We start from the raw sequence: 15,159 nt of genomic DNA, 5'->3' as shown, positions 1-15,159 counted from the left end.
GCCCTTGAGGGACCGGCCCGCACCGAAAGGACACTGGACTGCCGGGCTCCCCCCGGACCATGTCAACGCCACCGACCGGACCGCAGCACAAGCCCCGCCCCGGCCCCGCCCCCCCGCCCCCTCACCCCGCCTGCAGCGCCAGTGTCGGCGACAGCTTTGCCGCGCGGACCGCCGGGTAGAGGCCTGCCACCGTGCCGATGGCCAGGGTTGCGGCGAAGCCGCCGGTGACGGCCCAGAGGGGGACCACCCAGGGGAGGTCGCCGGCTCGGGCGTACACCGCCGTGGCCGCTGCGCCCAGGGCGATGCCTGCCAGGCCGCCCAGGCCCGACAGGAGCAGGGACTCCGTGACGAACTGGATGCGGATCTGGCCCTTGGTGGCGCCCAGGGAGCGGCGCAGGCCGATCTCGTGGCGGCGTTCGAGTACCGAGATGATCATCGTGTTGGCCACGCCGACCCCGCCCACCAGCAGGGCGATGCCGCCCAGGCCGAGGAGGAGGGTGCTGAAGGCGCCCTCGGTGGCGGCCTTCGCCTGGAGGGCCGCCGACGGGTCCGTGACGGACACCGCGCTCGGGTTCTCGGGGTTGGCCGTCTGGCCGATGAGGCCGCGGACCTCCTGGACGCGGTCGTCGTCGGAGCGTTCGTAGACGGACGTGGGATGGCCGTCGAAGCCCAGGAGGCTCTGCGCGGCGTCCCAGCCGATGAGCGCCGAGCGTTCGATCTCCGGCGCGAGGGGGATGGGCTCCAGGATGCCGATGACGGTGAAGTACTGGCCGCCGATGAACACCTGACCGCCCGGCCCCGTGATGCCCAGGCGGTCCGCGGTGACGTGCCCGAGCACCACGGACGGGTAGCGGCCCGTCGCGTCGTTGAGCCAGCTTCCGCTGTGCATCCGGGCCCGCAGCGTCTTCAGGAGGTCGCCCTGTGCCGCCTTGAGGGCGATGCCGTTCGTCTCCTCCTTCGGGATGTTCTCGCTGCGGCGCACGGACTCCTTCACGTCGCCCGTCACGCCGACCGATTCGACCCCGGCGATCCGGCCGATCATGCCGGGGGCGTCCTTCGGCAGCTTGGTGTCCTGTCCCGAGAACATCGACGGGCCGGGGCTGGCGACCAGCATGTTCGTGCCGAGCTTGTCGAGTTCCTGGAGCAGTTTGGCCTGGCTCGACGAGGAGATGCCGACGACCGCGATCATTGTCGCGATGCCGATCGCGATCCCGAGCGCCGAAAGGAACACGCGCATGGGCCGCGAGCGCAGCCCCGCCGATCCCACGTGGAACACGTCCCGGGGGCCGAGGCGCGGCGGAGACAGCTTGCGCGCCTTCCTCTCGGCCGCGCGGGACTCCGTACGGGACTTCGTACCGGAACCCATCACGCGCCCACCCCCAACGCATTCGTGCCCGTGCCCGCGTCCGGGTTCCACAGGTCGGCCACGATCTCGCCGTCGCGGATGCGCACCTGGCGGGGCAGGCTCGCGGCGATCTCGTTGTCGTGGGTGATCACGGCGATGGTGGCCCCGTCCTGGTTGAGCTCGTGCAGCAGTTCCATCACCGACTCGCCGGACGCCGTGTCCAGGGCGCCCGTCGGCTCGTCGGCGAGCAGCAGGTCCGGTTCGCCCGCCACCGCGCGGGCGATCGCCACGCGCTGCTTCTGGCCGCCGGACAGTTCGTGGGGCCGGTGGTCCATGCGGTCGCCGAGGCCGACGCGTTCCAGGGCGCGTTCCGCCCGCCGTCCGCGTTCGGCGCGGGAGAGGCCGGAGTAGAGGAGCCCCTCGGCGACGTTGGCGCGGGCGCTGATGCCGGGGACGAGGTGGAAGGACTGGAACACGAAGCCGACGTGCCGGGAGCGCAGCGCCGAAAGCGCTCGGTCGGAGAGGCGGGCGATGTCGTAGCCGGCGATGGCGACGTGGCCGGCGGTGGGCCGGTCGAGCGTCCCCACGATGTGCAGGAGGGTGGACTTTCCGGAGCCCGACGGCCCGACGATGGCGAGGAGCTCGCCGTTCATGACGGTGAGGTCGACTCCGCGCAGGGCCGCGACCCCGCCGGGGTACTCCTTGGTGACGCCGGTCAGTTCGACGACCGCGTGGGCGTGCTTGTTCATGACGCGGGGACCCCTACGAGCATGCCCTCCTTGAGGGCGTCCCCCTTCACCTCCACCCGGCCCTTGCCGAACATGCCGAGCTCGACCTTCACCTCGCGGACCTTGCCGTCCTCGACGACCTGGACTCCGAAGCCGCCTTCGGCGAGGGCGAGGAGCGAGTTGACGGGTACGGAGAGCACGCCCTTGCGGACCTCGCCCGTCAGGCCCACCGAGACGGGCGACTGGTCGGGGCCCGTGGCCTCGGCGGGGTTGTCGAGGGCGACCTCGACGTCGACCTTCGGCTTCTTGTCCCCGCCGCCACCCCCGCCCCCGCCGCCCGAGGACGGGTCGTCGTCGTTGGCGGTGGTGCCGATCGAGCTGATCTTGCCCTTGGCGGTGCCTCCGCCGGGCAGGCTCACGGTCACCGGGTCGCCGGTCTTGACCTTGCCGGCCTTGGCCACGTCGAGCTGCAGGCGGACCATCCGCTCGGTGCCGGTCAGGGTCAGGACGGGCTTGCCGGCGGCGGCCTCGTCACCGACGGCCATGTCGTTCTTCTGGATCCGCTGGGGTCCGGAGGCGAAGGCGATGTCGTCCTTGCCGACCTCCCCGGTCTCCTTCACCTTGTGGGACTTCTGCCAGCGCTTGACGGCGGTGACCGTGCCGTCGGTGAAGGTGCCGTCGGTGGTGTCCAGGCCGGTGCCGAAGCCGAGGGCCTGGAGGTTCTGCTTGAGCTGCTTGACGTCCTCGCCCTTGTCCCCGGACTTCAGGGACCGGTACACGGGGGTGGTGCCGTACATCAGGCGCACCGGCTTGCCGTTGACCTCGTAGAGCTTGCCGTCGCGCTCCACGGAGGAGCCGGCGGCGGCCACCCAGGTCAGGGTCGCGGAGCCGGAGCCCGCCCCGCCGGAGCCGGAACCGGCACCCGCCCCGCCCGTACCGGCGCCCGCACCAGGGGCGCCGCCCGTCCCACCGGTCCCGCTCGTCCCTACCGCGTTGAGCTTGCGCTCCTTCGCGAAGCCGAGGGTTCCGTCGACCTTGATCCCGGAGCTCAGGTCGCCGCGGGTGACCGGCGAGGTCGCACCCGGCAGCCCGTCCGAGCGGTCCTGCTTGGAGCCACCGCCCTCCGGTCCCGGCTGGGCGACGACCGCGTAGCCACCGCCGGTGACGGCGAGTACGACGACCAGCGAGCCCAGGACCCACTTCGTGCGCTTGCTCACTTGTCGGCGCCGCACTTGTTGAGCTGGTCCATGAACTTGTCCTTGTCGACGCCGTCGGGGATCGAGAAGCCCGTCCGCGAGTTCCCGTTGAACTCCGGGTCCGGCATGTCGAAGCCGTGGTCCCGCATGCACTTGGCCTGGGCGAGGGCCTTGTCCTTCTCGGCCTGCGGTATCTCGCCGCCACCGCCCGGCGCGGACATCCCGCACTTCTCCATGGCCTTCTTCAGCGCCTCCTGGTCCGCGCCCGCGCCCACCGTCATCCCGCGCGGGTCCTCGCCGGGCTTCGGGTCGGGGGCGTCCACTCCGTTGTCGCGCAGGCACTTGCGCAGCTTGAGGGCGTTGTCGGCGTCCGCGGCGCCGCCCGAGCCGCCGGCTCCGCCGGACTGGGAGGAGCCGTCCTCCTTCTTGTCCGATCCGCCGGTGCCGCCCCCGCACGCGGTGACGAAGAGGGTCAGGCCGGTGAGGAGGGCGGCCGCGGTCATGGTCGTTGATCGCTTCATGGGCCCGAGCGTGCGGGAGGAGGGGGTTTCGCTTCTCTAAACCCCCGCGCTTATGACGAGGAAATGTCCCCCTCCGGTAAAGAGGGAGGATGCGAGTTCTGGTGGTGGAGGACGAGGAGTTCCTGCGGGAGATGATCGCCGAGGGGCTGCGCGGCGACGCGCTGGCCGTCGACGAGGCGAGCGACGGCCTGGAGGCCCTGAGCCGCCTGCGCCTGGGCGCGTACGACGTCCTGATCCTCGACCGGGACCTGCCCGGCCTGCACGGCGACGAGGTCTGCCGCCAGGTGGTGCGCGAGCGGCTGCTGACCCGTGTCCTGATGCTGACGGCCTCCGGGACCGTACGGGACCGGGTGGAGGGCCTGGGCCTCGGCGCCGACGACTACCTCACCAAGCCCTTCGCCTACGACGAGCTCCTCGCCCGCGTCCTGGCACTCGGCCGGCGCGCCCAGCCGGCGCTGCCGCCGGTGCTGGAGCGGGCGGGGGTGGCCGTGGACGTCGCGCGGCGCACCGCCACCCGCGAGGGGCGCCGGCTCGCGCTCTCCCGCAAGGAGTTCGCCGTCCTGGAATCGCTGCTGCGCGCCGAGGGCGCGGTGCTGAGCAGCGACGACCTGATCGAGCAGGTGTGGGAGGAGGACACCTCGTACAGCACCAACGCGGTACGGGTGACCCTGAGCAAGCTGCGCGCCAAGCTGGGGGAGCCGCCCCTGATCGAGACCGTCCCGGGCGCCGGGTACCGGATCGGTGACGGCCAGCGGATCGGTGATGCCCACCGGATCGGTGACGACCACCGGAGCGGTGATCCGCGATGAGAGCAGTGCTCCACTCCGAGCGCGCCCGTCTCACCGCCCTCTACGGCTCCCTGCTGCTCCTCGCGGGCGGCGGCCTCATCGCACTGATCAACATCCTGCTCCGCAACGGCCTCTACACCCGCATCAGCGGAGCCGTCACGACGACCAGGATCCTCCCGCCCGGCTCCGAAGCGTCCGCGGTACCGGGTTACCGGCTCCCGATGCCCGTTCCCGCCGAGAGCCTCGCCCCGGGCATCACCCCGACGCCCGAGCAGATCGCCGCGTGGAAGGCCACGCAGGACCTGACCAGCCGCGTCGAGCAGGCCACCCTCCACGAGCTGCTCCTCGTCTCCCTCGTCGCCCTCGCCGTCTTCGCCGTCCTGTCCATCTGGCTCGCCTGGTGGATGGCCGGCCGCGTCCTGCGCCCCCTCGGGGTGATCACCGAGACGGCCCGGCGGCTGTCCGGCGCCAACCTCCACGAGCGGATCGGCCTCAAGGCCCCGCCCGGCGAACTCAAGCGGCTCGCGGACACCTTCGACGGGATGCTCGACCGGATGGAGGACCTGGTCGGGGCGCAGCGCCGGTTCGCCGCGAACGCCGCTCACGAGCTGCGCACCCCCCTCGCCGTCCAGCGGGCGGCCGCCGAGATCGGGCTGGCGGGGGACCCGCCGCCGCAGAAGGTGGCCCGCATCCGCTCCAAGCTCATCGAGGTCGCGGACTCCAGTCAGCACCTCGTGGAGTCGCTGCTCCTGCTGGCCGTCTCGGAGGAGGGCCTGGAGGCGACGGAGCCGGTGGACCTCACGGCGCTCGCGGAGGCGGAGTTGGCGGCCGCCCGGGCGACGGCCCCTCAGGACCTGCTGGTCGTACGGGACCTCGCGCCGCTGACCGTCGCGGGCGACCGGACCCTGCTCGGGCACCTCGTGCGGAACCTGCTGGCCAATGCCGTACGTCACAACCGCGCGGGCGGCCGCCTGGAGGTGACGGTCTCTCCGGAGGGGGTGCTGACGGTCTCCAACACCGGTCCGGTGATCGAGCCGCGGGACGTGCCGCGGCTGCTGGAGCCCTTTCGGCGGCGGGCGGAGCGGCAGCATACGGCGGGCGAGGGCGCCGGGTTGGGGCTCTCGATCGTCGCGTCGATCGCACGGGCGCACGGTGCGGAACTGACGGCGCGGGCCAACCCGGCGCCGGGCGGCGGGTTGATGGTCCGGGTCTGGTTCCCGGCCGGGGCGCCGGCCGCGCGACCCGCCGGGGAAACGCCGGGCGCTTGACTAGTCAACAAAAATGAAGATCGGCTGTGTACGGTCGGGTCAATGAGCAAGCACGCCCGAGCCGGCTCCCGCGCGACCCGCCCGTCCCGCACAGCCGGTGCGAACAGCCCGACCGGCGGGACCGGCGCGACCCGCCCGACCCGGCGCACCCGCGCCGGCGGCACGCGGCGCGCCGACCGCGCTTCCCGGCGCCCGCGCGGTTCGCGCCCGCTGGCCTTCGCCGCCGCCCTCGGGCTGCTCGGCTTCGGCGCCGCCTGGGTGTACCTGGCGTACGACCCGCCGGCCAACGCCGCCGCCCCGGCCGCCGCCGACGCCCGGCCGCCGGCCGAGCAGCGGGCCGCGCGGGCGGCCGAGCGAGACCCCTTCCAGGGTCTGCCCGAGGTCAGCGAGCGGACCCGGGCGAAGATCCCCGCGGACGCCCGCCAGCTGATCCTGGTCACCGGGAAGGCGAAGAACTCCTCGGAGTCCACCGTGTCCCTGTACGCCCGCCCGGCGGCCGGCGCCGACTGGCTGAAGAGCCAGACCTGGCCCGCGCGCAACGGAGCCAAGGGCTGGTCGACGGAGCGTACGTACGGGGACCTGACCTCCCCGGAGGGCGTGTTCGCACTGACCGACGCGGGCGGGCTGCTGGCGAAGCCGCCGGGCACGAAGTTCCCGTACGACCAGGACGGCGGCTTCGTGGCGAGCGGCCTCGGGGTCAACGGGGAGTCGCTGCGCGGCTCCTTCGACTACGTCGTCGCCATCGACTTCAACCGCAAGCCGGGAGTGAGTCCGCTCGACCCGACGAAGCCCGAGGGCGAGGAGAAGGGCGGCAACATCTGGCTCCACGTGGACCACGACGGCCCCTCGCAGGGCTGCGTGGGCATCCCGAAGGCCGCGATGCAGAAGGTCCTGGAGACCCTCGACCCGGCGGCCAAGCCGGTCATCGTGATGGGGCCGAAGGGCTTCTGACGGGCTCGCCCCCGGCAGGCCGTCCACCCTCCGCAGGCCGCCCACCCTCCGCAGACCGTCCGGCCTCAGCGGACCCTCCGCCCTCCGCGGCCGGGTTCCGGGCCAGCAGCGCGATGTACGCGAGGTCGAAGACGCCGCAGAGCAGCCCCAGCCCGAGGATGAACGGGGCGTCCTCGAGGACGCCGAAGAGGATGGTCGGCGCGAGCGTGCCGAGCCATTTGGCGACCGCGATGACCAGGGACTGTCCGAGCCGGCCGCGCCGGCTCGCGTAGAAGGCGATGAACAGTCCGGACATGAGCAGGTTCTGGAGGAACGCCGAGTAGCGGCTCGCGTCGTGGTGGCCGAAGTGGGCGAGGAAGAGCCACTGCACGGCGAAGGCGCTCGCGAAGAGGAGCGCGGTCCAGACGGCGAACAGCGGCCGGGTCACGAAGCCGGGCAACTCGGCCCGCCCGTAGCGCAGATACGTGTACACGATGACGATGTCGGCGAGGGCCCACACCACGTTGACGATGCCCTGCGCGGACACCCCGACGCTGAACTCCCGTACGGCGTAGGTCGATTCCCACGCGAAGTTCAGTGCGAGCGCGGCGACGGGCATCGCGTACGTCCGGTCCCGCAGCCCCACCCGGATCGCCTCGGCGTACACGAGGGTCCACGCCACCCCGCTGATCAGCGTCAGAAAGAGATCCACGCGCGGCACCCTAGCGGCCGGCCGGCACCCGGTACATCCCCTCGGGGGTCACGGTCCGAGGTCCGCCTCGGTCATCGGCCCGTCCGGGGCCACCAGGTGGCAGTCCCGCCGCGCAAGAGGGCTCGCTTCGCGTCGACCGCGGCGGGGTCGGCCGGTCCGTTGACCGCTTCGGATTGCTGGATCAGCTCTCGGAGGCGCTCGCGCTCCCGCTGTCTCCGCCCCTGGACGCCGTCATACGCGTACCCACTGCACCGGAGACGGTCGCCCCAAGGAGGCCGCGGTGCAGAGTTTCGGTACGTGGGACCCGTCGGAGGTGGCCACCCTCGCGGGCCCGGCCGACAGGGCTGCCGTGGCCACGACCAGTGCGTCCACCACGCACTCGTGTCCGTCGAGCCCGGCTGCCTCCAGGAGCTCGGCGGCCTTGTCGGCGATCTGCTCCGTGACGGGAATGACCGTGAGGCGGGACCTGATCCAGGCCAGGCGCTGGCCCGCTTGCCCGTGGCGGCGCACCTCTACGAGGGTGGCGGCGCTGATGGCAGGGGCGTAGCCGTCGCGGCGTGCCACCTCGATCAGCGCCGTCGTGCGCGGGTCCTTCTCGGCGAGGAGGGACAGCGGCTGGGCGTCGAGAACGAGCGTGGCGCTGACGCTCAGGGGCTCTGCCCTCGGTACTACTCGCCGTGCCATTCGCGGCTGACCTCCTCTAGGAGGTCCTCGGGGAGAGGCCCGTTCGCCTGCTCGTAGTCCTCGACGATCTCCCGTGCCTTGAGGAGCGCCAGCCAGTGCTCGGCGGCCGCATCCACGAAGCTCGAAAACCCGCCGGCGCCCGCCCGCTCTTCGATCTGTTCGGCGATGGAGCGCCGTATGGTCACCGACTTCTTCACCGTGATCTCGGACATGCGGGCCTCCGCGGGTGCAAGTGCTCTTGTTGCCACGCCACCACGATCCCACCATCGGTAGCATCCCGCAACACCCGATCGGGCGCATTGCGCCGACCCCTTGCCTGACGACCCGTCAGCTACGACGATGGCCCCCGCACCGGTATGACGAATCGGCAGTCGAGGACGAGGCGGGTACGGCCCATGGCGCGCGTGTTTCCGGAAGGTCGGCTGGTCTACGGGATGCAGCTCCCGATCCAGTCGCAGAGCACCATCTACGCCGAGCCCTGGGAGGCGACGGCCGGCGCGGCCGATCTCGCGGCGATCGCCCGCGCGGCCGACCGGGCCGGCTTCGGCTACGTCGCCACCTGTGACCACGTGGCGATCCCGCGGCACATGGCCGGCCCCATGAGCACCATCTGGTACGACCCGATCGCCACCCTCTCCTTCCTGGCCGGGATCACCGAGAACGTGCGGCTGCTCAGCCACGTCGCGATCCTCGGCCTGCGCCACCCGCTGCTCAGCGCCAAGCAGTACGCCACCGTCGACCACCTCTCCGGCGGCCGGCTGATCCTCGGCGTCGGCGCCGGGCACGTGAAGGAGGAGTTCGAGGTGCTCGGCGTGGACTTCGCGCGCCGCGGGGCCGTCCTCGACGAGACCCTCGACGCGCTGCGCGCCGCCCTCGGGCCCGAGGAGTACCCGGAGTTCGAGGGCGAGCTGTTCTCCTTCAAGGACCTCGGGCAGCTGCCCCGCCCCGTCCAGTCCCGGATCCCGGTCTGGGTGGGCGGATCCTCGCCCGCGGCCGTCCGCCGGGCCGCCGTGCGCGGCGACGGCTGGCTCCCGCAGGGCGACCCGCTCGACAAGCTGCCGGCGCAGATCGCCCGGATCAAGGAGCTCCGCGCCGAGGCCGGGGTCACGGGACCCGTGGAGTTCGGCGCGATCACCGCCCCGCTGTACGTCGGCGAGCCCGGCTGGGACACCGGTCGGCGGACCCTCACCGGCAAGGCGGAGGTGCTCGCCGAGTCGCTGCGCGCGTACAAGGCGATCGGCATCGACCAGATCCAGGTCCGTTTCCGCAACCGCGACCGGGCTGAACTCATCGACCAGATCACGGCTTTCGGGTCCGAAGTGGGACCCCTTCTCAACGACTAGCGACGAGCGACTAGGGGCAAACGCATGGGCAAGCTGGACGGACGCGTCGTCATCATCACCGGTGCCGCGCGCGGCCAGGGCGAGCAGGAGGCCCGGCTCTTCGCCGCCGAGGGCGCCAAGGTGCTCCTGGGTGACGTGCTGGACGAGCAGGGCGCGGCGGTCGCCAAGGAGATCGGCGAGGACCGGGCCCGGTACGTACGGATGGACGTGAGCCGGGAGGAGGACTGGGCGGCCGCCGTCGCGGCGGCCAAGGAGGCCTTCGGCGAGGTCAACGGCCTGGTCAACAATGCGGGCATCCTGCGCTTCAACGAACTGACCGCGACCCCGCTGGAGGAGTTCCAGCACGTGGTCCAGGTCAACCAGGTCGGCGCGTTCCTCGGCATCAAGTCGGTGGCCCCGGAGATCGAGGCGGCCGGCGGCGGCACGATCGTGAACACCTCCTCGTACACGGGCCTGACGGGCATGGCGTACGTGGGCACGTACGCGGCGACCAAGGCGGCGATCCTCGGCCTGACCCGGGTGGCCGCGCTGGAGCTGGCCGCGAAGAACATCCGGGTCAACGCGATGTGCCCGGGGGCCGTGGACACCGCGATGGCCACGCCCGGGAACACGAACCCGGCGGACCTGCCGCAGGAGGCCCGGGACGCCATGGCGGACCTCTACAAGCGCGTCGTGCCGATGGGCCGGGTGGGTCAGCCGGAGGAGATAGCCAAGCTGGCGCTGTTCCTGACCAGCGAGGACTCCTCGTACATCACCGGCCAGCCGTTCGTGATCGACGGCGGCTGGATGGCGGGCGTCAGCATCGGCTAGCGGCCCGCGAGCGCCCCTCGAGCTTTATCTGATGGAGCGTCAGGTATTGACGCTCCCGCCCCCGCGATGGAACAGTCGTGACATCGAATCTGACGCAACGTCAGAAACAGAAGGACGGTGAATCCCCTTGGAATTCGGGCTCTTTGTGCAGGGATACGTGCCTGAGGCACGGTCCAAGGTCGACCCCGAGGCAGAGCACAAGGCGCTGATCGAGGAGACCGAGTACGTCATCCAGGCGGACAAGTCCGGGTTCAAGTACGCCTGGGCCTCCGAGCACCACTTCCTGGAGGAGTACTCGCACCTTTCGGCGAACGAGGTGTTCCTCGGGTACCTCGCTCACGCCACCGAGCGCATCCACCTCGGCTCCGGCATCTTCAACCCGCTCGCCCCGGTCAATCACCCGGTCAAGGTGGCCGAGAAGGTCGCCATGCTCGACCACCTCTCCAAGGGGCGCTTCGAGTTCGGCACCGGCCGCGGCGCCGGCAGCCACGAGATCCTCGGCTTCCTCCCCGGCATCGAGAGCATGGACGGGACCAAGGAGATCTGGGAGGAGACCATCGCCGAGTTCCCCAAGATGTTCCTCCAGGAGGAGTACGAGGGGTTCCAGGGCAAGCACTGGTCGCTCCCGCCGCGCAAGATCTTCCCCAAGCCGTACGGCAAGGCCCACCCGGCCATGTGGTACGCCGCGGGCTCCCCCGCCTCGTACGCCATGGCGGCCAAGAAGGGCCTCGGAGTCCTCGGCTTCAGCGTCCAGAAGGTCTCCGACATGGCCTGGGTCCTGGACCAGTACAAGACCGCGATCCAGGAGGCGAAGGCCATCGGCGCCTTCGTCAACGACAACGTCATGGTCACCTCGACCGCGATCTGCGCCGAGACCCACGACAAGGCCGTCGAGATCGCCGTCAACGCCAACATGAACCGCTTCCAGTCGCTGGTCTTCCGCTACCACGACACCTTCCCGCGGCCCGAGATCATCCCCGAGTGGCCCGAGATCCTCCCCGAGTACAACGCGGAGATCGTCGAGCTGCTGATCGAGGAGGAGCTGCTCATCTGCGGCGACCCCTCCGAGGTCCGCGCCCAGTGCAAGCGCTGGGAGGAGGCCGGCGCCGACCAGCTTTCCTTCGGTCTGCCGACCGGCGTCTCGCCCGAGGACACGATGACCACCATCAAGCTCATCGGCGAGCACGTCATCCCGCACATCGACACCGACCCGGTGCACCGCACGACCCGCTTCCGCGAAGGCGCGTAGCCCGCGGGGGAACGGGGGCGGCGTCTTCCCGGACCGCCGCCCCGCAACCGGCCCCGGCCGGAGTCACGCCGTGGCTGCGGCCGGCCCGGCGGACTCCGGCCGGGGCCCTGGGCTGCGCCCCGCACGTGCGGCGCCGTCGCCGGGGGCCGGCCCCCGCGGCCCGGGGCGCAGCCGCAGGACGCGGCGCGCAACGTGAACACTGTCGGAGAGGACGTCATGCTCGACCACTTGATCAAGGGCGCCACCGTCGTGGACGGGACCGGCGCCCCGGCCCGCGTGGCCGACGTAGGAATACGCGACGGCCGGATCGCCGTCATCGCCGAGCCCGGCACCGTGACCGAAGAGGCCACCACGACCGAGGACGCGACCGGCCTCGTCCTCACCCCCGGGTTCATCGACCCCCACACGCACTACGACGCCCAGCTGTTCTGGGACCCGTACGCGACCCCCTCCATGAACCACGGAGTGACCACCGTCGCCGGCGGCAACTGCGGATTCACCCTGGCCCCGCTCAACCCGGCCCGCCCCGAGGACGCCGATTACACCCGTCGCATGATGAGCAAGGTCGAGGGCATGGCCCTGGCCGCGCTCGAAGAGGGCGTCGACTGGACCTGGTCCACCTTCGGCGAGTACCTCGACGCGCTCGACGGCCGCATCGCGGTCAACGCCGGCTTCATGGTCGGCCACTGCGCGCTGCGCCGGCACGTCATGGGCGAGGACGCCGTCGGCGGCCAGCCCACCGAAGAGCAGATGCGGGCGATGCTCGACCTGTTCCACGACGCCATGAACGCCGGCGCCTGGGGCCTGTCGACCACCCAGTCCTCCACCCACTCCGACGGCTCCGGCGCCCCCGTGGCCTCCCGGCACGCCAAGCCCGAGGAGCTCCTCGCGCTCTCCCGGGCGGTCGCCGAGCACGAGGGCACCCAGCTCGAGGCGATCGTCGCGGGCTGCCTGGACCAGTTCGCCGACGAGGAGATCGACCTCTTCGTCGAGATGAGCGCGGCCGCCGGACGGCCCCTGAACTGGAACGTGCTCACCATCGACGCGTCCGTCCCCGAGCGCGTGCCGCGCCAGCTGATCCCCAGCGAGCGCGCCCGCAAGGCCGGCGGCCGCATCGTCGCGCTGACGATGCCGATCCTGACCCCCATGAACATGTCGCTGGGGACCTTCTGCGCCCTCAACCTCATCCCCGGCTGGGGCGAGGTCCTGGGCCTGCCCGTGCCCGAGCGCATCGCGAAGCTCCGCGACGCCGACGTGCGCGCCGAGATGCTGGTCCGCGCGGCCAGCAAGGAGGCCGGGGTCTTCCGGCGCCTGGCCAACTTCGGCCGCTACGTCATCGGCGACACCTACAGCGAGGCCAACGAGGGCCTGTCCGGCCGGGTCGTCAACGACATCGCGGCCGAGCGCGGCCAGGACGCCTTCCAGTGCCTGGTGGAGATCTGCGCCAACGACGACCTGCGTACGGTGCTCTGGCCCATGCCCACCGACAACGACCCGGCGAGCTGGGCGCTGCGCGCCGAGACCTGGCAGCACGAGGACGTCATGCTCGGCGGCTCCGACGCCGGCGCCCACCTGGACCGCATGTGCGGAGCCCCGTACACGACCCGCTTCCTCGGGGACTGCCTGCGCGGCCGCAAGCTGGTGCCGCTGGAGCAGGCGGTACGGATGCTCACCGACGACCCGGCCCAGCTGTTCGGACTGCGCGAGCGCGGCCGGATCACCGAGGGCTTCCACGCGGACCTGGTGCTCTTCGACCCGGAGCGGATCGAGGCGGGACCCGCGACGCTCGTGCACGACCTGCCCGGGGACAGCCCGCGGCTGGACGCGCGGGCGATCGGCATGGTGTCCGTACGCGTCAACGGCGTGGAGACCATCCGCGACGACGAGGTCACGGGGGCGATCCCCGGGATCGTGCTCCGTTCGGGGCGGGACACGAGGACGGTGAGCACGCGATGACCGGGCAGGAAGCTGCGCAGAAGCCCCACGCACAGAAACTCTTCATCGGCGGCGAGTGGGTCGAGCCGGCCGGCGGGCACTACGAGGTGGTCAACCCGGCCGACGAGTCCGTCGTCGGTCTGGCCCCCGAGGCCTCGCGCGGCCAGGTCGAGGACGCGGCGCGCGCCGCGGCGGCGGCCTTCGAGGGCTGGTCCCGGACGAAGCCGGAGGAGCGGGCGGCGATCCTGGACCGGGCCGCGGACATCATCCAGCGCGAGTACGAGCCGTGGGCGGCGCTCGCCCAGGCCGAGACGGGCGCCCCCACCGGGATCGCGCGCGGCATGCAGGTCGGGGTGGGCGTGGCCCGCTTCCGCCGGTACGCGAAGGGCGCGCTGGAACCGGTCGAGCGCGGGCTGCCGCCGCAGGTCACCGAGGCGGGCCCGATGGGCGCGGCGAGCGTGCTCGGGGCGCTGGAGGTGCGCCAGCCGGTCGGGGTCGTCACCTGCATCACCTCGTACAACAACCCGTGGGCGAACCCGGCGGGCAAGGTGGCCCCGGCGCTGGCCATGGGCAACACGGTGGTCGTCAAGCCGGCCCCGCAGGACCCGCTGTCGGTGTTCCGCATGGCCGAGGCCCTGCACGAGGCCGGGGTCCCGGCGGGCGTGGTGAACGTGGTCTCCGGCACCTCGGTCGAGGTCGGCGAGGCGGCCGTGGACTCCCCGGACGTGGACATGGTGTCCTTCACCGGTTCCACGGGCGTGGGCCAGCGCATCGCCGAGGTCTGCGGCCGCACGATGAAGCGGCAGCTGATGGAGCTGGGCGGCAAGGGCGCGGCGATCGTCCTCGCGGACGCCGACCTGGACGCGGCGGTGATGGGGATCGGCACCACCTTCTCCTTCTACTCCGGACAGATCTGCACGGCTCCGACCCGGGTGATCGTCCATCGCTCGGTGTACGAGGGGCTGGTGGAGAAGCTGCAGGGCTACCTGGCCTTCATGAAGGTCGGCGACCCGGCGGTGCGCGGCACCGTGGTGGGCCCGGTCATCTCGGCGGCGCACCGGGACCGCGTGGAGTCGTACGTCGAGCTGGGCAAGAAGGAGGGCGCCCGGATCGCCTTCGGCGGCGAGCGCCCCTCCGTGGGTACGGAGGGGAAGGGCTTCTACGTGGCCCCGACCCTGCTCGTCGACTGCACCAACGACATGCGCGTGGTCCGGGAGGAGATCTTCGGGCCGGTGGTCGTGGTCGTCCCCTTCGACGGGGACGAGGAAGAGGCGGTGGCGCTCGCCAACGACAGCGACTTCGGCCTGATCAGCTACGTGTGGTCCGCGGACGCGGCGCGCGCGTTCCGCGTGGCGCGGCGGCTGCGGGCGGGCGGGGTGGGCGTGAACACCATCGGGCGGAACATGGAGGCGCCGTTCGGCGGCTTCAAGCGGTCGGGCGTGGGGCGGGACGTGGGCTCGTACGCACTGCACGCCTACAGCGAGATGCAGTCGATCGTCTGGGCCTGAGCGGGTCCGAGCGGGCCTGAACAGAAATCCGGGCCGAAGGTTCTCGGCTTGACCAAATATTGACCCGGAAAGTTTGAAACCGGTCAAAACGGACAGTGCTGCGGTTTCCGCATCGCGAAATAAAAGGTCCAGGCCTGCCGAA

Annotated in this window: 15 protein-coding genes; 8 read left to right on the top strand and 7 right to left on the bottom strand. The window is 71.7% G+C overall.

Annotation, left to right across the window (positions count from 1 at the left end; all coding sequences use genetic code 11):
• Window positions 1-121: 121 nt before the first annotated feature.
• From ACFYYB_RS32625 to ACFYYB_RS32610, 4 genes are read right to left on the bottom strand one after another with little or no spacing between them, the layout of a single operon-like run.
• The gene (locus ACFYYB_RS32625; RefSeq protein WP_389439942.1) at window positions 122-1,366 is read right to left on the bottom strand and encodes an ABC transporter permease; all 1,245 of its coding nucleotides are present in this window, start codon (window positions 1,364-1,366) and stop codon (window positions 122-124) included.
• Window positions 1,366-2,094 carry an ABC transporter ATP-binding protein gene (locus tag ACFYYB_RS32620; RefSeq protein WP_389439940.1) on the bottom strand — a complete coding sequence of 243 codons (729 nt, stop codon included), beginning with the start codon at window positions 2,092-2,094 and terminating at the stop codon, window positions 1,366-1,368. Before ACFYYB_RS32620 ends, ACFYYB_RS32625 begins: the two co-directional genes overlap by 1 nt.
• Window positions 2,091-3,290 (bottom strand): peptidoglycan-binding protein, encoded by a 1,200-nt coding sequence (locus ACFYYB_RS32615; protein ID WP_389439938.1) that lies wholly within the window; start codon window positions 3,288-3,290, stop codon window positions 2,091-2,093. The genes ACFYYB_RS32620 and ACFYYB_RS32615 overlap by 4 nt, the downstream gene beginning before the upstream one ends.
• The gene (locus ACFYYB_RS32610) at window positions 3,287-3,790 is read right to left on the bottom strand and encodes a hypothetical protein (protein WP_389439936.1); all 504 of its coding nucleotides are present in this window, start codon (window positions 3,788-3,790) and stop codon (window positions 3,287-3,289) included. The genes ACFYYB_RS32615 and ACFYYB_RS32610 overlap by 4 nt, the downstream gene beginning before the upstream one ends.
• Window positions 3,791-3,879: 89 nt before the next feature.
• Here ACFYYB_RS32610 and ACFYYB_RS32605 point away from each other — a divergent pair, with 89 nt between their 5' ends.
• Genes ACFYYB_RS32605 through ACFYYB_RS32595 form a run of 3 tightly spaced genes read left to right on the top strand, consistent with a single transcriptional unit; the run spans window position 3,880 to window position 6,797 of the window.
• The gene (locus ACFYYB_RS32605) at window positions 3,880-4,599 is read left to right on the top strand and encodes a response regulator transcription factor (protein WP_389439934.1); all 720 of its coding nucleotides are present in this window, start codon (window positions 3,880-3,882) and stop codon (window positions 4,597-4,599) included.
• Window positions 4,596-5,846, top strand: coding sequence for a sensor histidine kinase (locus tag ACFYYB_RS32600; RefSeq protein WP_389439932.1), 1,251 nt, complete (start codon window positions 4,596-4,598; stop codon window positions 5,844-5,846). The genes ACFYYB_RS32605 and ACFYYB_RS32600 overlap by 4 nt, the downstream gene beginning before the upstream one ends.
• A 42-nt stretch (window positions 5,847-5,888) precedes the next feature.
• Window positions 5,889-6,797: a hypothetical protein gene (locus ACFYYB_RS32595; RefSeq protein ID WP_389439930.1), complete on the top strand. Its 909-nt coding sequence runs from the start codon at window positions 5,889-5,891 to the stop codon at window positions 6,795-6,797.
• Here the strand turns inward: ACFYYB_RS32595 and ACFYYB_RS32590 are convergent.
• From ACFYYB_RS32590 to ACFYYB_RS32580, 3 genes are all read right to left on the bottom strand, one after another.
• Window positions 6,769-7,488, bottom strand: a complete 720-nt coding sequence (locus ACFYYB_RS32590) for a hypothetical protein (RefSeq protein ID WP_389439928.1) — start codon at window positions 7,486-7,488, stop codon at window positions 6,769-6,771. The genes ACFYYB_RS32595 and ACFYYB_RS32590 overlap by 29 nt on opposite strands.
• A 231-nt stretch (window positions 7,489-7,719) precedes the next feature.
• Complete coding sequence (locus tag ACFYYB_RS32585; RefSeq protein ID WP_389439926.1) at window positions 7,720-8,172, bottom strand: type II toxin-antitoxin system VapC family toxin; 453 nt, start codon at window positions 8,170-8,172, stop codon at window positions 7,720-7,722.
• Entirely contained in the window at window positions 8,157-8,384 is a 228-nt protein-coding gene (locus ACFYYB_RS32580) for a hypothetical protein (RefSeq protein WP_389439924.1), read from the bottom strand. Before ACFYYB_RS32580 ends, ACFYYB_RS32585 begins: the two co-directional genes overlap by 16 nt.
• A 183-nt stretch (window positions 8,385-8,567) precedes the next feature.
• On the opposite strand from ACFYYB_RS32580, the gene ACFYYB_RS32575 reads away from it, so the two are divergent.
• From ACFYYB_RS32575 to ACFYYB_RS32555, 5 genes are all read left to right on the top strand, one after another.
• On the top strand, window positions 8,568-9,515 hold the full coding sequence (locus ACFYYB_RS32575) for an LLM class F420-dependent oxidoreductase (protein WP_389439922.1): 948 nt from the start codon (window positions 8,568-8,570) through the stop codon (window positions 9,513-9,515).
• Window positions 9,516-9,539: 24 nt separating this feature from the next.
• Complete coding sequence (locus tag ACFYYB_RS32570) at window positions 9,540-10,325, top strand: SDR family NAD(P)-dependent oxidoreductase (RefSeq protein ID WP_389439920.1); 786 nt, start codon at window positions 9,540-9,542, stop codon at window positions 10,323-10,325.
• Between the two features lie 127 nt (window positions 10,326-10,452).
• Window positions 10,453-11,574, top strand: coding sequence for an LLM class flavin-dependent oxidoreductase (locus tag ACFYYB_RS32565; protein WP_389439918.1), 1,122 nt, complete (start codon window positions 10,453-10,455; stop codon window positions 11,572-11,574).
• Between the two features lie 216 nt (window positions 11,575-11,790).
• Window positions 11,791-13,530 (top strand): amidohydrolase family protein, encoded by a 1,740-nt coding sequence (locus tag ACFYYB_RS32560; protein ID WP_389439983.1) that lies wholly within the window; start codon window positions 11,791-11,793, stop codon window positions 13,528-13,530.
• Complete coding sequence (locus ACFYYB_RS32555) at window positions 13,527-15,017, top strand: aldehyde dehydrogenase family protein (RefSeq protein WP_389439916.1); 1,491 nt, start codon at window positions 13,527-13,529, stop codon at window positions 15,015-15,017. Before ACFYYB_RS32560 ends, ACFYYB_RS32555 begins: the two co-directional genes overlap by 4 nt.
• The last annotated feature ends 142 nt before the right edge of the window (window positions 15,018-15,159 follow it).

Origin of the sequence: Streptomyces sp. NPDC002886 (genome assembly GCF_042888445.1) — a bacterium.
In the GTDB taxonomy this organism is placed as follows: domain Bacteria; phylum Actinomycetota; class Actinomycetes; order Streptomycetales; family Streptomycetaceae; genus Streptomyces.
This window is presented reverse-complemented; position numbering and strand designations above follow the sequence as displayed.